The organism is Actinomadura sp. CNU-125 (assembly GCF_001942465.1).
GTDB lineage: Bacteria > Actinomycetota > Actinomycetes > Streptosporangiales > Streptosporangiaceae > Spirillospora.
In genome coordinates this window covers 1-17,503 of the sequence record NZ_MKJY01000543.1, presented here as the reverse complement: position 1 = coordinate 17,503, position 17,503 = coordinate 1, and the positions used below count along the sequence as shown (strand labels likewise).

General features: G+C 72.0%; 22 protein-coding genes and 1 pseudogene. 10 read left to right on the top strand and 13 right to left on the bottom strand.

Going from position 1 to position 17,503, the window contains the following annotated elements:
- Window positions 1-2: 2 nt before the first annotated feature.
- On the top strand, window positions 3-944 hold the full coding sequence (locus BJF79_RS40120; RefSeq protein ID WP_075905266.1) for a VOC family protein: 942 nt from the start codon (window positions 3-5) through the stop codon (window positions 942-944).
- Window positions 935-2,023 (top strand): acyl-CoA dehydrogenase family protein, encoded by a 1,089-nt coding sequence (locus BJF79_RS40115; protein ID WP_075905264.1) that lies wholly within the window; start codon window positions 935-937, stop codon window positions 2,021-2,023. Before BJF79_RS40120 ends, BJF79_RS40115 begins: the two co-directional genes overlap by 10 nt.
- Before the next feature lie 40 nt (window positions 2,024-2,063).
- On the opposite strand, the gene BJF79_RS40110 is transcribed toward BJF79_RS40115, so the two are convergent.
- Entirely contained in the window at window positions 2,064-2,939 is an 876-nt protein-coding gene (locus tag BJF79_RS40110; protein WP_262403280.1) for a helix-turn-helix domain-containing protein, read from the bottom strand.
- Window positions 2,936-3,160 carry a hypothetical protein gene (locus BJF79_RS63920; RefSeq protein ID WP_262403279.1) on the bottom strand — a complete coding sequence of 75 codons (225 nt, stop codon included), beginning with the start codon at window positions 3,158-3,160 and terminating at the stop codon, window positions 2,936-2,938. Before BJF79_RS63920 ends, BJF79_RS40110 begins: the two co-directional genes overlap by 4 nt.
- A gap of 127 nt (window positions 3,161-3,287) precedes the next feature.
- Here BJF79_RS63920 and BJF79_RS40105 point away from each other — a divergent pair, with 127 nt between their 5' ends.
- Window positions 3,288-4,514 carry a YncE family protein gene (locus BJF79_RS40105; RefSeq protein WP_075905262.1) on the top strand — a complete coding sequence of 409 codons (1,227 nt, stop codon included), beginning with the start codon at window positions 3,288-3,290 and terminating at the stop codon, window positions 4,512-4,514.
- Here BJF79_RS40105 and BJF79_RS63915 read toward each other — a convergent pair whose 3' ends face one another.
- From BJF79_RS63915 to BJF79_RS40080, 5 genes are all read right to left on the bottom strand, one after another.
- Window positions 4,515-4,646 (bottom strand): hypothetical protein, encoded by a 132-nt coding sequence (locus BJF79_RS63915; RefSeq protein ID WP_262403278.1) that lies wholly within the window; start codon window positions 4,644-4,646, stop codon window positions 4,515-4,517.
- The gene (locus BJF79_RS40095; RefSeq protein ID WP_075905258.1) at window positions 4,643-6,433 is read right to left on the bottom strand and encodes a hypothetical protein; all 1,791 of its coding nucleotides are present in this window, start codon (window positions 6,431-6,433) and stop codon (window positions 4,643-4,645) included. The genes BJF79_RS63915 and BJF79_RS40095 overlap by 4 nt, the downstream gene beginning before the upstream one ends.
- Window positions 6,430-6,705 carry a hypothetical protein gene (locus BJF79_RS40090; RefSeq protein ID WP_075905256.1) on the bottom strand — a complete coding sequence of 92 codons (276 nt, stop codon included), beginning with the start codon at window positions 6,703-6,705 and terminating at the stop codon, window positions 6,430-6,432. Before BJF79_RS40090 ends, BJF79_RS40095 begins: the two co-directional genes overlap by 4 nt.
- Window positions 6,675-7,184, bottom strand: coding sequence for a hypothetical protein (locus BJF79_RS40085; protein ID WP_075905254.1), 510 nt, complete (start codon window positions 7,182-7,184; stop codon window positions 6,675-6,677). Before BJF79_RS40085 ends, BJF79_RS40090 begins: the two co-directional genes overlap by 31 nt.
- A gap of 63 nt (window positions 7,185-7,247) precedes the next feature.
- Window positions 7,248-7,877 carry a Crp/Fnr family transcriptional regulator gene (locus BJF79_RS40080; protein WP_075905252.1) on the bottom strand — a complete coding sequence of 210 codons (630 nt, stop codon included), beginning with the start codon at window positions 7,875-7,877 and terminating at the stop codon, window positions 7,248-7,250.
- A gap of 352 nt (window positions 7,878-8,229) precedes the next feature.
- Between BJF79_RS40080 and BJF79_RS40075 the strand changes: the two genes are divergently transcribed.
- From BJF79_RS40075 to BJF79_RS40070, 3 genes are all read left to right on the top strand, one after another.
- Window positions 8,230-9,261 carry an AraC family transcriptional regulator gene (locus tag BJF79_RS40075; RefSeq protein ID WP_316043540.1) on the top strand — a complete coding sequence of 344 codons (1,032 nt, stop codon included), beginning with the start codon at window positions 8,230-8,232 and terminating at the stop codon, window positions 9,259-9,261.
- Window positions 9,262-9,366: 105 nt separating this feature from the next.
- Window positions 9,367-9,612, top strand: a complete 246-nt coding sequence (locus tag BJF79_RS67835; RefSeq protein WP_083734589.1) for a twin-arginine translocation signal domain-containing protein — start codon at window positions 9,367-9,369, stop codon at window positions 9,610-9,612.
- 32 nt (window positions 9,613-9,644) lie between these two features.
- On the top strand, window positions 9,645-9,923 hold the full coding sequence (locus BJF79_RS40070; RefSeq protein ID WP_075905250.1) for a hypothetical protein: 279 nt from the start codon (window positions 9,645-9,647) through the stop codon (window positions 9,921-9,923).
- On the opposite strand, the gene BJF79_RS40065 is transcribed toward BJF79_RS40070, so the two are convergent.
- Complete coding sequence (locus BJF79_RS40065; RefSeq protein WP_262403277.1) at window positions 9,920-10,516, bottom strand: SDR family NAD(P)-dependent oxidoreductase; 597 nt, start codon at window positions 10,514-10,516, stop codon at window positions 9,920-9,922. The two genes, BJF79_RS40070 and BJF79_RS40065, sit on opposite strands and share 4 nt — an antisense overlap.
- A 202-nt stretch (window positions 10,517-10,718) precedes the next feature.
- On the opposite strand from BJF79_RS40065, the gene BJF79_RS40060 reads away from it, so the two are divergent.
- Together BJF79_RS40060 and BJF79_RS40055 are read left to right on the top strand one after the other, a co-directional pair.
- The gene (locus BJF79_RS40060) at window positions 10,719-11,090 is read left to right on the top strand and encodes a MerR family transcriptional regulator (RefSeq protein WP_075905248.1); all 372 of its coding nucleotides are present in this window, start codon (window positions 10,719-10,721) and stop codon (window positions 11,088-11,090) included.
- Between the two features lie 401 nt (window positions 11,091-11,491).
- Window positions 11,492-12,169: a hypothetical protein gene (locus BJF79_RS40055; RefSeq protein WP_262403276.1), complete on the top strand. Its 678-nt coding sequence runs from the start codon at window positions 11,492-11,494 to the stop codon at window positions 12,167-12,169.
- A gap of 6 nt (window positions 12,170-12,175) precedes the next feature.
- Here BJF79_RS40055 and BJF79_RS66095 read toward each other — a convergent pair whose 3' ends face one another.
- Window positions 12,176-12,436: an SAM-dependent methyltransferase gene (locus BJF79_RS66095; protein WP_316043539.1), complete on the bottom strand. Its 261-nt coding sequence runs from the start codon at window positions 12,434-12,436 to the stop codon at window positions 12,176-12,178.
- 71 nt (window positions 12,437-12,507) lie between these two features.
- Window positions 12,508-12,978 (bottom strand): annotated as a pseudogene (locus BJF79_RS66090) (SAM-dependent methyltransferase); the annotation flags it as partial.
- Between the two features lie 136 nt (window positions 12,979-13,114).
- Between BJF79_RS66090 and BJF79_RS40045 the strand changes: the two are divergent.
- Both BJF79_RS40045 and BJF79_RS40040 read left to right on the top strand, forming a co-directional pair.
- Window positions 13,115-13,642, top strand: coding sequence for a TetR/AcrR family transcriptional regulator (locus BJF79_RS40045; RefSeq protein ID WP_083734595.1), 528 nt, complete (start codon window positions 13,115-13,117; stop codon window positions 13,640-13,642).
- Entirely contained in the window at window positions 13,642-14,049 is a 408-nt protein-coding gene (locus BJF79_RS40040) for a DUF5360 family protein (protein WP_187357128.1), read from the top strand. Before BJF79_RS40045 ends, BJF79_RS40040 begins: the two co-directional genes overlap by 1 nt.
- On the opposite strand, the gene BJF79_RS40035 is transcribed toward BJF79_RS40040, so the two are convergent.
- The 3 genes from BJF79_RS40035 to BJF79_RS40025 form a co-directional block, all read right to left on the bottom strand.
- The gene (locus BJF79_RS40035) at window positions 14,046-14,957 is read right to left on the bottom strand and encodes an HpcH/HpaI aldolase/citrate lyase family protein (RefSeq protein WP_075905242.1); all 912 of its coding nucleotides are present in this window, start codon (window positions 14,955-14,957) and stop codon (window positions 14,046-14,048) included. The genes BJF79_RS40040 and BJF79_RS40035 overlap by 4 nt on opposite strands.
- On the bottom strand, window positions 14,957-16,150 hold the full coding sequence (locus BJF79_RS40030) for a CaiB/BaiF CoA transferase family protein (RefSeq protein WP_075905240.1): 1,194 nt from the start codon (window positions 16,148-16,150) through the stop codon (window positions 14,957-14,959). Before BJF79_RS40030 ends, BJF79_RS40035 begins: the two co-directional genes overlap by 1 nt.
- A gap of 1 nt (window position 16,151) precedes the next feature.
- Window positions 16,152-17,503: aldehyde dehydrogenase (locus BJF79_RS40025; protein WP_075905238.1), on the bottom strand; the 1,352-nt coding region annotated here is incomplete at its 5' end.

The window sequence follows — 17,503 nt, the reverse complement described above, 5'->3', positions numbered from 1 at the left end:
CCGTGCAGATCTACCGGATCGACCACGTCGCGCAGGTGGCCACCGACCTCGACGCCCAGGTCACGCTCATGGAGGGGCTCTTCGGTTTCCGGCGCGCGCGCACATGGGACAACCCCGCCGAGGGCGCGCGCGGGGCCCGCCTGGAGATTCCCGGGAGCCGCGGTCAAGTGTGGGAGGTCGTGGCACCGGCCGGGGACGGCTCGGCCCTGCAGACCTTCCTCGACGACCACGGCGGACGTCCCGGCCTGCATCACGTCGGCGCCGAGGTCCCCGACCTGGAGGCGGCCCGCGCCGAACTGGAGGTGCGCGGCATCAAACCGACCGCCGGGGAACGCGGCCGGTGGCTGGAGGCGTCCCTCAGCCCGCCCGAACGCGGACCCGGCGTGCTGTGGCGGCTGCGCGGCCCCGGCGGCCTCGACATGTGCGGTGACACCGCCGACGCCGCCGCGACCGGGCCGTGGGACGCACCGGACGGCCCGTCCCTCGGCATCGTCGCGCTCGACCACGTCTGCCAGGCGTTCCCCGACCGCGACGAACTCGCCCGCTGGTACCGCGACCTCGCCGGGTTCGTCCAGGTATGGCGGACCGCCGACGACGAGCACCCCGACATGGCCGACCTCGTGCTCAACATCCCCGGCTCGGCGATCTGCTGGGAAGTGATCTCGCCGCGCGGCGAGGACTCGTTCATCGAACGGTTCTGGGACCGCAACGGCGCGGCCGCGCACCACGTCACGTTCGAGGTCGCCGACTGGGACCGCGCCATGGACGCCTGCCGCCACCACGACACGCCCACGTTCGGCGAGAACGAGGGCGCGACCGACGGCGCCGCGTGGCGGGACGCGTTCGTCCACCCGAAGCACACCGGCGGCGTGCTCGTCCAGCTGTTCTGGGAGGAACGGCCGGGCGTGTGGGTCCGCTCCGACAAGATCCCGCCATGGACCTGACCCGCACGCAGGACCAGGAGCTCATCGCCGCGACCGCCCGCGAGCTCCTGGCCGGACGCGCGGCGGCCGCCGGGGCGCGCGCCATGGCCGGCGACCCGGCGGGACACTCGGCCGACCTGTGGAAGGAGATGACCGAACTCGGCTGGACGGGCCTGCCGTTCGCCGCCGCGGACGGCGGCGTCGGCGGCGACTTCCTCGACGCCTGCCTGCTGTTCGAGGAGCTCGGGCGCGCGCTCGTCCCGAGCCCGCTCGCCGCGTCCGTCGCCGCGTGCGGCCTGCCGATCGCCCGGTACGGCACCCCGGACCAGCGCGCCCGGTGGCTCGGCGCGATCGCCGCCGGGCACGTCGCGACCGCCGCGCCGCCGCCGTGGGACCGGCCCGGCGAGGGCCCGGTCGCGACGCCCGACGGGGCCGGATACCTCCTCGACGGGGTCGCGACGTTCGTCCCGTTCGCCGCGTCCGCCGAGCACGTCCTCGTCGTGGCGCGCCTGGACGGCGAACCCCGCGCGTTCCGGATCGACGCGTCCGCCGCGACCCTGCGTCCGGTGGGGACGCTCGGGCTCGACCGTCCGTGCCACGTCGACGTGACGGGCGTGCGCGTCGCCCCGGACGACGCGCTCGGCGCCGACCGGGCCGCCGCCGACGCGATCTCGCTGTTCGGCGCGGCCGCGACCTGCGCGGAGATGGTCGGCGCGGCCCAGCGCGTCCTCGACATGACGGTCGCGTACGCGGGGGAGCGGCACCAGTTCCGTGAACCCATCGGGACGTTCCAGGCGGTTCAGCACCACTGTTCCGACATGGCCATCGACGTCCTCGGGGCCCGGTTCATCGCCTACGAGGCGATATGGCTGCTCTCGGTCGGCCGGGACGCGTCCCGCGAAGTGGCGACCGCCAAGGCGTGGGTGAGCGAGGCGTACGAACGGGTGTGCGCCCTCGGCCACCAGGTGCACGGCGCGATCGGCTTCACCCAGGAGCACGATCTGCACCTTTTCTCCCGGCACGCCCTGTCGACCGCACTCGCCCACGGCGACCCGACCCTGCACCTCGACCGCCTCGCCACCGACCTCGGCGTCCCCTGACGGCCCGCGCCCGGCCGGTCCGCCACGGACCGGCCGGGCCTCACTCCGCAGGCCAGGTGTGCAGCGCCCACCACCAGCGCAGCGTGTCGAGCACCGTGCCCTCCGCGCCCGGCGACGCCCCGACGATCTCCTCCAGTCGCCCCAGCCGGTACCGGACGGTGTTCGGGTGGACGTGCAGCGCCGCGGCCGTCCGGTCCAGCCGCCGCTCGTGGTCCAGGTACGCCAGCGCCGTCGCCGCGAGCTGCCGATGGAACGGATCGCCGGGATCCAGCGGCCCCAGCAGCGTCCGGCGCAGCAGCCCCGCCAGCGCGGGCTGCGCCGCCAGCGCCGTCTCGCCCGCCAGCTCCGTCAGGTCCCGCAACCCGCGCAACCCCCGCGCCTCCGCCGCGCCCAGCGCCGACCCGCACAGCGCGTGCAGCCCCCGCACGTCCGCCAGCCGCGCCGGCGGCGCGCACACCACCAGCACGTCCCCCTCGACCCGCTCCGGCAGCCGCGCCGCGAGACCCGAGAACCGCCCGTCCACCAGCCCGAACACCCCGCCGAACACCGCCAGCCGCCGCTCCAGCTCCCGCGCCCGCACCGGATCGGTGACGTTCGACGCCAGACACCGGTACAGCCCGTCCGGCCGGAGGCCCGCCTGCAGGACGTGCTCGTCCGGCGGGGCCTCCTCGGCCCGGTGCAGCAGCCGCCGCAGCACCTGGAACCGGACGTCCCGCGCGGTGCGCGCGAGCTCCAGTTCGGCCGTCCGGTACCCGTTCACCACCGCCCGCTCCAGCGCCCCGACGCGCGGTTCGAGATCCAGCAGCGCCGACAGCATCGTCTCCTCCGGCACGCCCGCCGCCCGCCCCCGCACCACCGCGATCCGCGCCGCGCGGCTCCGTCCCGCCTGCACCCCGTGCAGCAGCGCCGTGATCACACGCCCTGCGCCGCCCGGTCCGCGCCCAGCCGCGCCGCCGCCGCCAGATCGCCCTCCCCGCTGAGCACCACCGGCAGCACCAGCGCGACGTGCCGCCGCGTCTCCTCCTCCGGCAGCCGCGCCACCGGCGGCGACTGGCTCCGCGCCGCCCGGACGACCTCCTCGATCACGCCTGCGTCCGTCGCCATCCGGTGCAGCACCGCAGCGAAGTCCTCGTGCACGATCACCGCCGGGGTTGTGGGCCGGTTCCAATCGATATGGACCTTCTTGTCCGCCGACCCCTATCGAGGCCGGGCGGGCGCTTGCTTTGCTATCGGCTACCGAAAAGTAACACCGCGAGGAGCGGCCATGAAGCCCCGGACGATCAGCTGCGGCCTCGCCGCCGCGGCCCTCACCGCCACCCTCACCACCGCCCCCGCCCACGCGGAGCCGCTCCGCGAGGTGATGTTCGTCGGCAACAACTGGGACGGCACCGCCCACGTCATCGAAGCGCGCGGCGACTTCGAGGCCATCGGCCGCATCAACGTCGTCCCGGACAAGGAAGAACGCCTCCAGGAGATCTACAGCGACCCCGTCAAGCTGGTCTTCTTCCTGGGCATCCGCATCACCGTCGGCGAGGGCCACGACCAGTACGTCGACGACATGTACTCCACCCCCGACGGCCGATCGATGGTCGTGTCCCGCCCCAGCTTCGCCGACGTCGTCTCCATCGACCTCGAAACCGGCGACGTCAACTGGCGCTTCCCCGTCTCCGGCCACCGCGCCGACCACATGGCCGTCTCGCCGGACGGCAACTCGGTCGCCGTCTCCGCCTCGACGTCCAACACCGTGCACGTCCTCGACATCGACACCGGCGAGGAACTCGGCTCTTTCGGCACGGGCGACAAACCCCACGAGAACGTCTACACCCAGAACGGCCGGTACCTCTGGAACATGTCGATCGGCGAGGTCAACAACGACCTCGACGCCCCGTGGCTCGACTTCGCCAAGGGCGACCGGAAGATCACGATCGTCGACACGACCACCTTCGAGACCGTCCGCACCGTCGACATGCGCGAACGCCTCGACGCCTTCGGCCGCGACGACCTCTCCGACGCCGTCCGTCCCGTCGCGTTCACCCCCGACGAGTCGAAGCTGTACTTCCAGGTGTCGTTCTTCAACGGCTTCCTCGAATACGACGTCGAGTCCGACACGATCACCCGCGTCAAGGAACTGCCGAAGAACCCCGAGACCAGCGACGACCGCACCACGTTCGTCAACGACTCCCGCCACCACGGCATGTCGATGAGCCCCGACGGCACCAAGCTGTGCATCGCCGGGACCATGGACGACTACGCCACCGTCGTCGACCGCGCCACCTTGCAGGAGGGCCCGCTCGTCACCGCGTCCAAGCCCTACTGGGCGACCGTCAGCGGCGACGGGAAGTCGTGCGTCATCTCCGAGAGCGGCACCGACCAGGTCACCGCGATCAGCTTCGCCACCGGCGAGAAGGTCGCGTCCGTCCCCGTCGGCGACCACCCGCAGCGCGTCCGCCTCGCCCACATCCCCGCGAACTGGACGCCCCCGACCGGCTGATCACCGCCACCGCAGCACGACCCACCTGACCAGCCACAGCCACCACGGACGCGAAAGCCCGAGCACGATCGCGTCCCGGATCTCCCGCCGCGCCGGTTCCGCCGCCGCCCAGCCCCGCACCAGCCCGATCATCGCGTCCGGCGCGGGACGGGCGGCGGCGACGAACGTCCGGACGATCCCGGCACGCAGATGCGGGTGCGCGAGCGCGGCGTCCAGCCAGAACACGGCGGGCCCCTCCCACCCGAGCGCCGGCACGCCCGCCATCGCCGCTTCCCACGCGGGCTCGCAGCGCGAGCGTTTACAAGGTCGAGGACGATCGGCGTCCCGTCCCCGGCGTCGTCCGCCGCCAGGGCGAGGAACACCGACGCACCCGCCCGCGCCCGCCGGTCCTGCGCGACCTCGGACAACGACTCGTGCGCGGACGGACCGCACCAGCCGAGCACCGCGCCGACGACCTCACCCCGATGCCCCGCCCGCGCGAGCTCCACTGCCGCCTTGGCCACCTCCGCGCGCACCTGCGGGTTGCCGCGCGTCGCCAGATGCTTCAACCGGGTCAGCGCGATCGACGGGTACGCCTGCCCGAGCGGCTCGCAGACCCGCGCGACCGTCAGCTTCAACGTCTGGTCCAGGCCGCCCCTCTTCGACCACTCGTACAGCCCGCGCCGGACGCCCCCGCCCACCCGAGCATGCAGGCACGTCCGCGACAGGACGACATAGGCGGGATCGGGCAGATCCGCCTCGGCCCACGCCTTCGCCGCGTCCAGAATCTGCTGCGCGTGGCCGTGCTCGGCGGCGAGATCCCCGAGAGTCTCCGCGATGCGCGTCCGCGTCTCGGGGGACGTGCCGCTCTCCAGAACGAGGCCCGTCAACCAGCCCAGCAGGTCGGGGCGCATCACCGGATAGTCGATCCACGCGTGCCGCAGCACGGACGGGCCGAACCCGTGCCGCCGGAACACGACCCCCTCGTCCTCGTCCGCCGCCTCCAGCAGTTCGTTCAGGCCGGTGGCCGGGAACCAGGCGAGCCCGGCACCGTTCACGTCGACTTTCAGCCGCCGCGCGAGCGCCACGGCGGCCTTGTAGACGTTCTCGACCGACGTGGGCTCCAGCGCGGCGGCGGACAGCAGCAACGCGCGGTTCTGGGGCGGCTCGTTCCGCGCGAACCACGTGCGCAGATGCTCCCGCCAGCCCCGATAGGACCGCGTGACCTCCGCCCGCACCGCCTCGACGTCCGCGTCCGTCCCGCCCCGGCCCTCGGCGCGAGCGGCGACCTCCTCGACGATGCCCGCGAGCCGCCGGGCGTCGCCGGGACGAGCGTCCGCCAGCAGCGACCGCGCCGCGTCCCAGCGCGCCCACGCGGGGAACCCGCGCACCACCATCCGGCGCCGGAACACCTCGACCGCGTCCGGCGGCCGCAACTCGATGAACTCCATCGGCGGCGCGAGCCTCCGCCACTGCGTCTCGTCCCCGATGACCGCGACGTACGCGCCCACCTCCCGCGCGGCGTCCAGGCACGCGCGCACGCCTTCGGGACTCTCGTCGGCCGCCCGGACCAGGTACCCGCAACGGCCCTCGGCACGAACCTCCTCGACGTCCTCGTAATCGGCGGAGAAGCGGCGGATCCGCATCCCCGGCACCAGGTACCGCAGCGCGGCGATGGCACCGGTCTCCCGCCCGGATCCGGGCGGCCCGCCGAGCATGACGGTGTGATCCCTCTCCAACGACTTGATCACCAGGTCGTGGTTGCGGGCGGGAACATGGCAGTCGACGCGCTCAGCGATATCGCTCGCGGGCAGGATCAGCGCCGGGCGTCCCCGCAGAAAGTTATGCACGTTCAGGACGGCGTCGCCGCCGACGGTAGAACCGACGAAGTTCTGGCCATCGCCCGAGACATGAAAGTCGGCGAACGACTGCGCGGTCATGACCGGTCCTGCCGGACATCGCCGTTGATCTGGCCGCCCACGAAGTTCTGCGACCCGTCCCCGCTGACCTTGAAGTTCGAGAACGACTGCCCGCGCGTTGACGGGGCCGGCGGTTCGACGGGCGGGCCGCTATCCGGCCGGTCCTTGCCGTCCTCCCGGCGGGACGGCTTCGGGACGTACAGGTATGCGGGCCGGTCGAACTGCTTCACGCGGGCCCGGACCTCGGTGAACTGGCTCGGCTTCAGGTCAGTGAAGCCGCCCTCGACGAACATCCTGAACGCTCGTCGGACACGGCGACGGCGGCGAACGTGACGTCGGGATCGCTCGTGCCCAGCGCGTCCCGCAGCGGGCCGCAGTCGAGCAGCCGGTTGACGTCGTTCGTCGCCGTCGAGATCCCCGCCGCCTCGGAGTGCTCGTCGTCCAGCATCCCGACGTGCAGGGCGACCCGCAGCCGCAACGGCCGCAGCCCTTGACCGCGCATCCTCGGCGCGGCCTCGGCCAGGACGCGCTGCAGCTCGTCCACGAACGGGCTGATCAGCGGAGCCATCGCGGCCAGCGGAAGCGCCGCGAGCAGACCGTCCCCGGTGCTCTGCAGGAATCGGACCTCCCCCCACATCTCACCGAGCCCGCTGCGCTCGCACGCGGCCTCGACCGCGCGGCGGATCTCCAGGTGGACGCCCGGCAACTCGGCGTCCCGGTGGTGGCTGAACTTCTCGGCGTCGACGACGAACACACTGCGGAACTCGCGCACGGCACACCCCTTCGCTCTCGGACCTCCACCATCGGGCCGTTCGGGCGCGCGAACTGTCCGGCATCAGACACTTCGGTGGCCCGACTCGGCCAATTCGTGGAGTCCCGGACGATCGCCGACGGCGACGCGCCGGTGCGCCGTCGACACCAGACCGGCATCGCGCATCCGCGCGAGTTCGGCGGCGACGGTGCTCCGCGAGAGCCCGGTCGCCTGCCCCAGCTCGGCCTGCCCGAGGACGACGTCGCCGCGTTCGTCCGCGAACCGCAGCAGCGCACGCGCCAGCCGGGGCCCCGCCGGAAGCGCGGCCAGCTCGGCCCGCCACGCCTCGCCCTCCCGAAGCCTCGCCATCGTGTGCCGCAGGAAGAAACCGTCCAAACTCTCCTCCCGCACCAGTTCGCGGAACCGTTCCGCCGTGATGGCGCGGGTCGTGCACGGTTCGACGGCGACCACGCTCGCCGAACGTCCGTCGCCGCCCAGCACCGAGACGTCCCCGAGTACCTCACCGGGCCCGCGAACCGCCAGCAGCAGGACGTCCCCGTCCGCCGACGTCAGCAGCACCTTCACCCGTCCGGCGACCAGGACGAGCACGTGCGTCGCCGCGTCGCCCTGCCGGAGCAGCACGTCCCCGGCCCGGAACCGCAGGCCACGGCCCTCCGACACGAGCCGCGCCCACGCCTCAACCGGAACATCCACATCCCCTTTCTCCCACTCCCGGAGCGGGACGAGAGTGCTCTGACCGATCATGGTCATCTTCGATAATCGGTTTGTCAGGCCAAAGGATGCGAGTTAACCGATCCGGCACCGGGACCCGGATCATCGCTGCGCGACGAGCGGCGTGTCCGGTCCGTGGGGATTGCGGGAGCGCCGGAACGGCCACCACCCTTTTCCTTCCACACCGAGGCAAGAATGCTCAGACGTGGCCACCTCGAACAAAGTACCGACCCAATCTCCTCGACCGAGGTTCTTTTCAGGCCACTCGCAGAGATCAAATAAAACAAGTAACAATGAGAGTTGTGGCGGATGGAAATCGTGCTAGAGTTCTGCGCTGAATGGTCATTCCGGCGCATGGTGGCAGTATGGCGAACACTCCTGTCCCGGCAGTTCCATCGCTGCCCTGGCGTTTCAGCACTCGCACTCTCGACCTCGACGAGGCCAGCGAGCAGGGCGCCCAGACGTACTACCCCCTCAGGATGAGCGTCATCGGCAGAGCCGACCGGTTCAAGATGTCGATCGACGCCATGCAACTCGGGCCGGCCTGGTCGGAGACTGCCGGTTCGACGCCGACATCCGAATGGACTTCGCCGAACTTCACAAGTTCTACCATTTCAACATTCCGTTGTCGGGCAGCCTGTGCTCCAGGAACCGGGGCAACGAGATCACGGCGACCCCCGAACGTGCCGTCCTGTACGGGCCCACCGGAGACGTACGACTGACCCACTGGAGCGCCGGAAGCCGCATCCTCTGCGTCAAGATCAGGCGCGAAGCGCTGGAAGCGGAACTGGAACGCCTCCTGCAAAGGCCCATCCGGTCACCGATCGAACTCGCCCCTTCGATGGACCTGGTCCACGGCTACGGGCGGGTCCTGCGAGACCTCGCCCGCTTGCTCGCCGGGCAGGCCGGCCGCGAAGAGTCCCTGACCCGGCAGGAGATCATCGGCGCGCCCCTATGGCACAGCATGCTCTCCCACCTCCTGGCCGCGGCCGACCACGACTACCGGGACGAGCTGCTCACCCCCGGGCCACCGTGCCGGCCCAGGACGGTCGAACGGGTCATCGATGCGATGCGGGCATCGCCGGAGACTCCGTTCAGCGTGGCGGAACTCGCCGAAACCGCGGGCGTCGGCATCCGCACCCTCCAAACGGCGTTCAAGGCCCACGTCGGCATGCCGCCGATGGCCTACCTGCGAAACCTGCGTCTGGAACGAGCTCACGCGGACCTGCTCTCGTCCGATCCGTCCAGCACCACCGTGTCCGACGTGGCGCACCGATGGGGATTCGCCCACCTGGGCCGATTCGCCGCCGCCTACGGTGACAAGTACGGCGTCCTCCCGTCAGACACCCTCCGCACGGCCCGATAGCCACAGCCGAACCAAAACGCCCTCGGCGCCGCCACTCCACACGCCGCAACCGGATGCGCGAACCGGCCAACCCCAGCGCGAATCGGATAGCAGCCCCCGCAGAGTGTGCCTAATCTCCAAAGCAAAGACCCGAATCGCACGCTCAGGGGGGAAGTCGTGAATTCTCCAGACGATGCCGCGTCGAGCAGGAGAAGATTTCTGAAACGATCGGCTTTCACCCTGCTCGGCGGGGTCGCGGGCGTGAGCGTCATGGCGCCATCGTGTTCATCGCCGAAGCCCGCCCGCGGCAACCCCGGCAGGAAGGGGCCGCGAAGCCGTCCCCGCCCCAGCGAGAGCGAGGACGACCAGTAGTGCGAATGCCCGAGTCTTGTGGAGGTTCATAGATGAGTGTCGAACCTGCTGACCCGGAGCAGGATCAGGAACAGACGCCGACGGAAGGTCTTGGCGTGTTCAACGCGGTGACCGGTGGCGTCGGTGCCGTCGCCGGAGTGGGCAGCCTCACCCATGACCTTTTCACCGGGGACGAGAAAGCCGCCCCGGAATCGGTGGACGCTGGGACGGGGGCGAGCGACGTGGGCAACGCCCAAGAGGTCGCCCCCTCCCCGGACGTCGACCTCGGCGAGAGCACGGGATTCTTCGACTGGATACTCGACATCTTTTAACTCAGCGACGCCAGGGCTCGGTCCATCGCGGCGTTGAATTCTTCCGGCGCCAGCGGCAGCCGGGACTTGACGTCCCGGCTCCACTGGTCGGCGAGGACCTCGGCGGAGCCCGCCTCGACACCGTCGATTGCCGCGTCGGCCAGGTCCGCCGGCGCGATCTTGTCCACGGGCCAGCCCGCGGCCATGTCGGTGTCGGCCAGGCCGAGGTGCACCGCCGTCACGAGCGTGCCCTGCTCGGCGAGCTCCAAGCGGACGCCGTTGGTCATGGCCCAGGCTGCGGCCTTGGTCAGGTGGTAGGCATTGGCGCCCTTGCCCCCGAACCACGACATGGCGGAGAGGACGTTGACGTTCGCGCCCCCGCCGTTCCCGGCGAGCGTCGGCGCGAACTCCCGGATCATTCCCAGGTGGCCGAACACGTTGGTCTCCAGTTCGTGTCGCACCGCGTCCAGCGAACCGGTCACCAGATCGGTCCCCGTCTGGATCCCCGCGTTGTTGATGAGCAGCGAGACGTCCGGGGCGGCCTCGGCGGCGGCCCGTACGGATGCGGGATCGGCGATGTCGAGGGGCAGTACCTCGACCCCGGGCAGGTCCACGGTCTCCGGACGGCGGGCCGTCGCGTTAGAGCTTGCGGGCGCCCCGTTCGAGCAGGCGCTGGGTGAAGGCGCGGCCCAGGCCGCGGTTGGCTCCGGTGACAAGGGCGACCGAGTCGTTGATATCCATGCCGGGTACGCTAAAACCTGACGTTAACGTCAGAGGCAAGTGCTGGTCGGCAGAGCCGGGGTGAGAGGAATCACCATGACCGTCACAGAGGCCGAGCGGCTGTTCCGCATCGGCGAGGTGGCACGGGGTGCCGGTGTCTCGGTACGCGCCGTGCGCTACTACGAGCAGCAGGGGCTGCTCGTCGCGGAGCGCAGCCCATCCGGCCAGCGCCTCTACCGGCAGGACGCCATCCCCCTGGTCCGCTTCTTCCAGCAGATGTTCGCCGCCGGCCTGACCAGCCGAAGGATCACCGAACTCCTTCCGTGCTGGGACTCCGGGCACACCGACGCCGAGCAACGAGCCATGCTGCGTGCCGAGCGCGACCGCATCCAGGCCAAGGTCGACGACTTGCAGGCCGTCCTGAACCGCCTCGACGAGGTCATCGCGATCACGGACACCCACCCGTAGGCGCGGTCGGCCGGACGTCGCACCAGCGAGCGACGACCGGTGCTGCCGGCACCACGCTTCCACCTCGCCGACCGGCTCACCAGCGTTTCCACGCGGCCCGCCGATCCACGGTGAGGGGCCCTCTGACCGGCGGGGTTCGACGGCATCGCGTTCCGGCCCGGCGCGTCGCCGCGTCGCCCTGCCGGAGCAGCACGTCCCCGCCCCGGAACCGCGGGCCACGGCCCTCCGACACGAGCCGCGCCCACGCCTCAACCGGAACATCCACCACTCTTTTCTCTCACTCTCGTGATGTGCCGAGCCCCTGCCTGACCGATCGCGGTCACTTCTCGCCGGCGGGTTGTCAGGGGAGGGTGGGGTGCCGCCGGGCTAGGGTCGCGGGCGTGGGCGAAGGCGTCGGGAGCGTGGCGGGTATCGGCGGCAACGGAGACCGGGACGGTGCGTGGGCGTTCGTCCGGCGCTTCGCGCGGGAGTGGCGGACGCCGCTGGTGCCGGGGGACGGGTGCGAGGCGAGCGAGCTCGCGCGGGCGGAAGGACGGCTCGGGCTGGCGCTGCCCGCCGCGATGCGCGAGGCGTACGCGTTGTTCGGGCGCCGCGCCGACCTCACGAGCCGGCAGGATCGGCTGCTCGCTCCGGAAAAGCTTCGCGTGGACGACGGGATGCTGGTGTATCGCGTCGAGAACCAGCATGTCGTCGAGTGGGGCGTGCCGCTCTCCCGCCTGGCCGACGACGACCCGCCCGTGTGCTTCCGCGGGTACGAGGGACGTCGGAACTATCTCGAACGGTTCTCCCTGGCGTGCGTGGAGATGGTCATGTCCGAGTCCGTTCTGGCCGCCGACGAACGCCACCTCGGCAACCGGTGGATGGAACCGGCCGACGCGTCCAGAGTCGAGGAACTGTACTCGCCGCTGCCCTTCCCCGAGTATCCGATGTGGGCGATGGACGACGGGACGATCCGCTGGTTCGCCGGTCCGGACGTGCTTCTCCGTTCGGACGCGGGTGAATGGCTGTGGGTGCTCGGCCGTACCGAAGCCGCGGTGAACGGCGTCCGCGCGGCCCTGCCGGGAGAGTGGACGGCGTAGCTCCGGTCAGCGCTTGACCGCGACGGCGCCGTGGTCGTCTACCTTGAGGGGGTCGTCGGCGAGGTCGGGGCGCCAGTCGGCGGTGGAGACCAGGCCCGGGTCGAGGAGGTCGAGGCCCGCGAAGAAGGGTTCGAGTTCGGCGACGGTGCGGAGGGTGAGTTCGGGGGAGCCGCCGCCGTCGTTCCACTGCCGGACGGCTTCGTCCATGCGGGCCCCGCGGACGGCGTTCGTCGGGTGCGTGAGGACGAGGTGGCTGCCGGACGGCAGGGCCTCTCGACGAGGCGGCGGACGATCGCGTACGCGCGGTCGAGGTCCTTCACGAACTGCATGATGCCGACCATCACGAGGGCGATGGGCTTGTCGAAGTCGAGGGTCTCGGCGGCCTCGCGCAGGATCTTCTCGGGGTCTTCGACGTCGGCGTCCAGGTAGGCGGTCGCGCCTTCGGGGGTGCCGGTGAGCAGGGCGTGCGCGTGCGCGAGGACGAGCGGGTCGTTGTCCACGTAGACGATCCGGGACGCGGGGTCGACGCGCTGCGCGACCTCGTGGGTGTTGTCGGCGGTCGGGAGGCCCGTGCCGACGTCGAGGAACTGGGTGATGCCCGCGTCGGCGACCAGGTGCCGGACGACGCGGCACAGGAAGTAGCGGTTGCCCCGGGCGTTCTCCACGATCTCCGGGAAGAACTCCATGATCTGGTCGCCCATGGCCTTGTCGGCCGGGTAGAAGTCCTTCCCGCCCAGCCAGTAGTTCCAGATGCGAGCCGAATGCGGGACGGACGAGTTCACATCGCTCACGTGCGCGCTCCTTCGCATGTGGGGCATTCGCCCACAAACTATCGAGTCCGCGGCTTCCGGGACGGGCGTTCGGCCGAGTTCTCGATCTTGCCGGACGCGCGGCGCTCGGCTAGGTTACCGACCGTCTGGACGGTCGGTGACGATGGGGGAGACGATGCGGGATCGGGTTCTGGACGCCGTCGAGCGGATGCTGGTCGCGGGCGGGGCGGACGCGATCCGGCTGGACGCGGTCGCGGCGGAGGCGGGGGTCAGCAAGGGCGGGCTGCTGCACCACTTCAGGTCCAAGCAGGCGCTGCTCGAAGGGGTGCTCGACCGGCTGGTGCGGCGGTTCGAGGACGAGCTGCCGGGGCCGGGGGCGCCGCCCGGCGCGTTCGCGCGGGCCTGGCTGGACGCGACGATCCCCGGCACCGACGTCCCCGCCGGGGCGCACGCCGACCAGGTGGCGACCGCCCTGCTCGCCGGGCTGTCCGGCGGCCCGGAGGTGCTGGCGGCGTTCCGGCGGGCCTACCGGTCCTGGCAGGACCGGCTCGCCGACGACGGCATCGACCCGGCGACGGCCACGCTCGTCCGGCTCGCCGTGGACGGCTGGTGGATGGCGCGGCTGCTGGACCTCGCGCCGCCGCGCGACGACCTGCACCGGGAGGTGCGGGCCAGGCTCGCCGCGATGGTCGAGGACGCCTGATGGCGGTCGCCGGAGACGTGCCGGCGGATCGGGTGCTCGGGCCGACGAAGATCGCGATGCTGGTCACCGATGTCGGGTTGCTGCTCTATTGGGTGGTGATCTTCTCTGGTCTCATCCCGCCCGACATGGCGTACAAGGACTACACGAACCCGATCCTGAGCGACTGGAACGTGTCGTTCGTCCCGCTCGACCTGGCCGCCGCGCTGACCGGGCTGGCGACCCTGGCCGGCCGGTTCGCGGCACGTCCGCTGATGACGGTGTCGCTGGCGCTGACCAGCACCGCGGGGCTTCAGGCGGTCGCCTTCTGGGCCCTGCGCGGCGACTTCACGCTCGCCTGGTGGGTGCCCAACCTGTGGCTGCTGCTGTTCCCGCTGCCCGCCCTCGCCGTGCTGGTCCGCGGCCGTTAGTCGCCCGGGAGGAGGCCCGCGAGGGCCGCCTTGTCCAGGGTGTTGGCGGCGAGGCGCATGTGGGCGGCGTCGACGAGACGGCCGTCGCGGCCGATCGCGCCCGTGCCGGAATCCGACGCGCTCGTGTAGACCTTGATCGCCTCCTGTGCCTCCGCGATCTCCTCCGGGGTGGGCGCGAACACCTCGTTGGCGATCGCGATCTGAGACGGGTGGATCGCCCACTTGCCGTCGAAGCCGAGCAGGGACGCGTGGACGGCCGCGCGCCGGTAGCCGTCCGGGTCCCGGTACGCGGGGTACGGCGCGTCGATCGCGTCGATCCCGGCGGTGCGGGCCGCGGTCAGGACCTGGACGCGCGCGTGGTGCCAGAAGTCGCCGGGGTAGTCGCCGAGCGGGTCGAAGTTGCCGTCGACGCGGGCGTGCAGGGACGCCGACAGGTCGCCCGCGCCGAAGATGACGGCTTCCAGACGGGACGAGGCGCGGGCGATCTCCGTCGCGTTCGCGAGGCCCTCGGCCTCCTCGATGAGGACTTCGAGGCCGATGCGCTTCGACAGGGCGAGCTTCTCTTCGAGCTGGGTGAGCAGGACGTCCACCCACCAGACGTCGCGCGCCGTGCGGGCCTTCGGGACGATCAGGACGTCGAGGGCGTCGAGGGCGCCGGTGACGATCTCGATGACGTCGTCGTGGCACCAGCGGGTGTCGAGGCCGTTCACGCGGACGGCGCGCGCGGTGCGTCCCCAGTCGAGCCCGGTGAGCGCCGCGACGGCGGTGGCCCGCGCGGCCTCCTTCGCGGCGGGCGCGCACGCGTCTTCGAGGTCGAGGAAGACGAGGTCGGCGCCCGACGCGGCGGCCTTCTCGCACATGTGCGCGTCGTTCGCGGGCGTCGCCAGCTCCGAGCGTCTCGGCCGCATCAGATGATCCCTTCCGATTCGAGGGCGCCGATCTCGCCGGGGGCGAGGCCGAGCAGCTCTCCGTACACGTGGTCGTTGTCGGCGCCGAGGGGGCGGCCGAGGTGCGCGACGCGTCCGGGCGTGTCGCTGAGCCGGGCGACGGGGGCCTGCACGGTGACGCTGCCGAAGTCGGGGTCGTCCACCGGCAGGAACGTGCCGCGCGCCCGCAGGTGCTCGTCGGCGAGCAGGCGGGGCGCGTCGTAGACGGGCGCGGCGGTGACCTCGGCCTTCTCGAACACCGCCATCGCCTCGTCGAGGGTGCGGTCGGCGATCCACGCGGCGACGAGCCCGTCCACCTCGACGGCCCGTTCCTGGCGGCGGACGGGGTCGACGTAGTCGGGGTGTTCGGCCAGGTCGGGACGGTCGATGGCGCGGAACACGCGCACCGCGATGCTCGGCGACGCGCTGGAGATCGCGAGCCATTCGCCGTCGGACGTGCGGTAGGCGTTGCGGGGGGCGCTGGCGTCGAGCCGGTTGCCCGCCCGGCGCTTGACGACGCCGAGCTGGTCGTAGGTGAGCGTCGAGGTCTCCAGCAGCCGGGTGAGCGGCTCGATCAGGTTGACGTCGACGAGCTGGCCCGGGGCGCCGTGGACGTCCCGGTGGTACAGCGCCATCATCACCGCGTACGTCGCGGCGAGGCCCGCGACGCCGTCGGCGAGCATGAACGGGGGGAGCGTCGGCGGGCCGTCGGCCTGCCCGGTGAGGTGCGCGAACCCGCTCATCGCCTCGGCGAGCGTCCCGTATCCCGGACGGTCGCTCTTGGGGCCGCCGCGCCCGTAACCGCTGATGTGCGCGTACACGATGTGCGGGTGCGCGGCGTGCACCGGTTCGTAGTCGATGCCCCAGCGGGCGAGGGCGCTCGGCCGGTTGCCGACGACCAGGACGTCCGCGGTGCCGAGCAGCCGGTACAGCAGCCGCTGCCCTTCGGGGCGGCGAAGGTCGAGCGTCACGCACTTCTTGTTCCGGCTGATGCTCTTCCAGACGAGCCCGATCCCGTCGCGGCGCTCGCCCCACGTGCGCATCGGGTCGCCGGTGCGCGGCTGCTCGATCTTGACGACCTCGGCGCCGAACTCGCCGAGCGCGGTGGCGACCATCGGGCCCGCGGCGAGCGTGGCCGCCTCGACCACCCGGACCCCCTCCAGCGGACCGGCCACCTCAGCCCTCCGCCGCGAGCGAGATCGCCTTCGACTCCAGGTAGCCGTCGAGCCCCTCGGGGCCGAGCTCGCGCCCGATGCCGCTGGCCTTCATGCCGCCGAACGGCGCCGCGGGGTCCATGCTGTACGGCTGGTTGATCCCGAACGAGCCGGCGCGGACGCCGCGCGCGACCCGCAGGCCCCGGTCGCCGTCGGCCGTCCAGACCGACCCCGACAGCCCGTACTCCGAGTCGTTCGCGATCTTGAGCGCGTCGTCGTCGCCGTCGTGGGCGATCACCGACAGGACGGGCCCGAAGATCTCCTCGCGCGCGATCCGCATGTGGTTGCCGACGTCGGCGAACAGGGTGGGGCGGACGTACCAGCCGCGGTCGAGCCCGTCCGGCGTGCCGTCGCCGCCGACGACGATCCGCGCGCCCTCGTCCCGTCCGGCCCGGATGTACCCCTGGACGCGTTCCTGCTGGCGGCGCGCGACGAGCGGCCCGACCTCGGTGGCGGGGTCGGCGGGGTCGCCGGTCCGCAGCGCCGCGACCATGTCCGCGAGCGCCCCGACGTGCTCGTCGTACCGGCTGCGGGGGACGAGGACGCGGGTCTGCGCGACGCACGCCTGCCCGCTGTTCATCAGCCCCGCGACCTTGATGCCTTCGGCGACGGCCGCCGGGTCGGCGTCGTCCAGGACGATCGCGGCCGACTTCCCGCCGAGTTCGAGGCTCGCCCGCTTCAGCGCGGCGCCGCACGCCTGCGCGACGTCCCGTCCGGCGGCGGTGGACCCGGTGAACGACACCTTGTCGACGCCGGGGTGCGACACCAGGTGCCGTCCGACGTCCGGCCCGGCGGGCAGGATGCTCACCACGCCCGGCGACAGCCCCGCCTCCGCGACGAGCTCGGCGAGCAGCAGCGCGTCCAGCGGTGTTTCCGGGGACGGCTTGACGACGATCGTGCACCCGGCGACCAGCGCCGGTGCGAGCTTCCCGACGAGCAGGAACTGCGGCATGTTCCACGGGACGATGCCCGCGACGACGCCGACCGGCTCCTTGCGGACGAGCACGTCCGCGCCGAACTTCCCGGGGCGCGCCTGCTCCCACGGGACTGTGTCGGCGATGTCGGCGAACGCGTTCATCAGCACCATCGGCAGCGTGGCCTGCGAGAACTTGGAGAACGTGATGGGCGCGCCCATCTCCGAGCTGATGAGCTGCGCCATCTCCTTGCGGCGCGCCTTGTACAGCCCGGCGAGTCGTCCGGACGGGCGCGGCGCGCTCGGCCGGTCGAGGCCGGGCCACGGGCCGTCGTCGAACGCGGCGCGCGCCGCCGCGACGGCCCGGTCGACGTCGGCCGGGGCGGCGCCCGCGACGGACG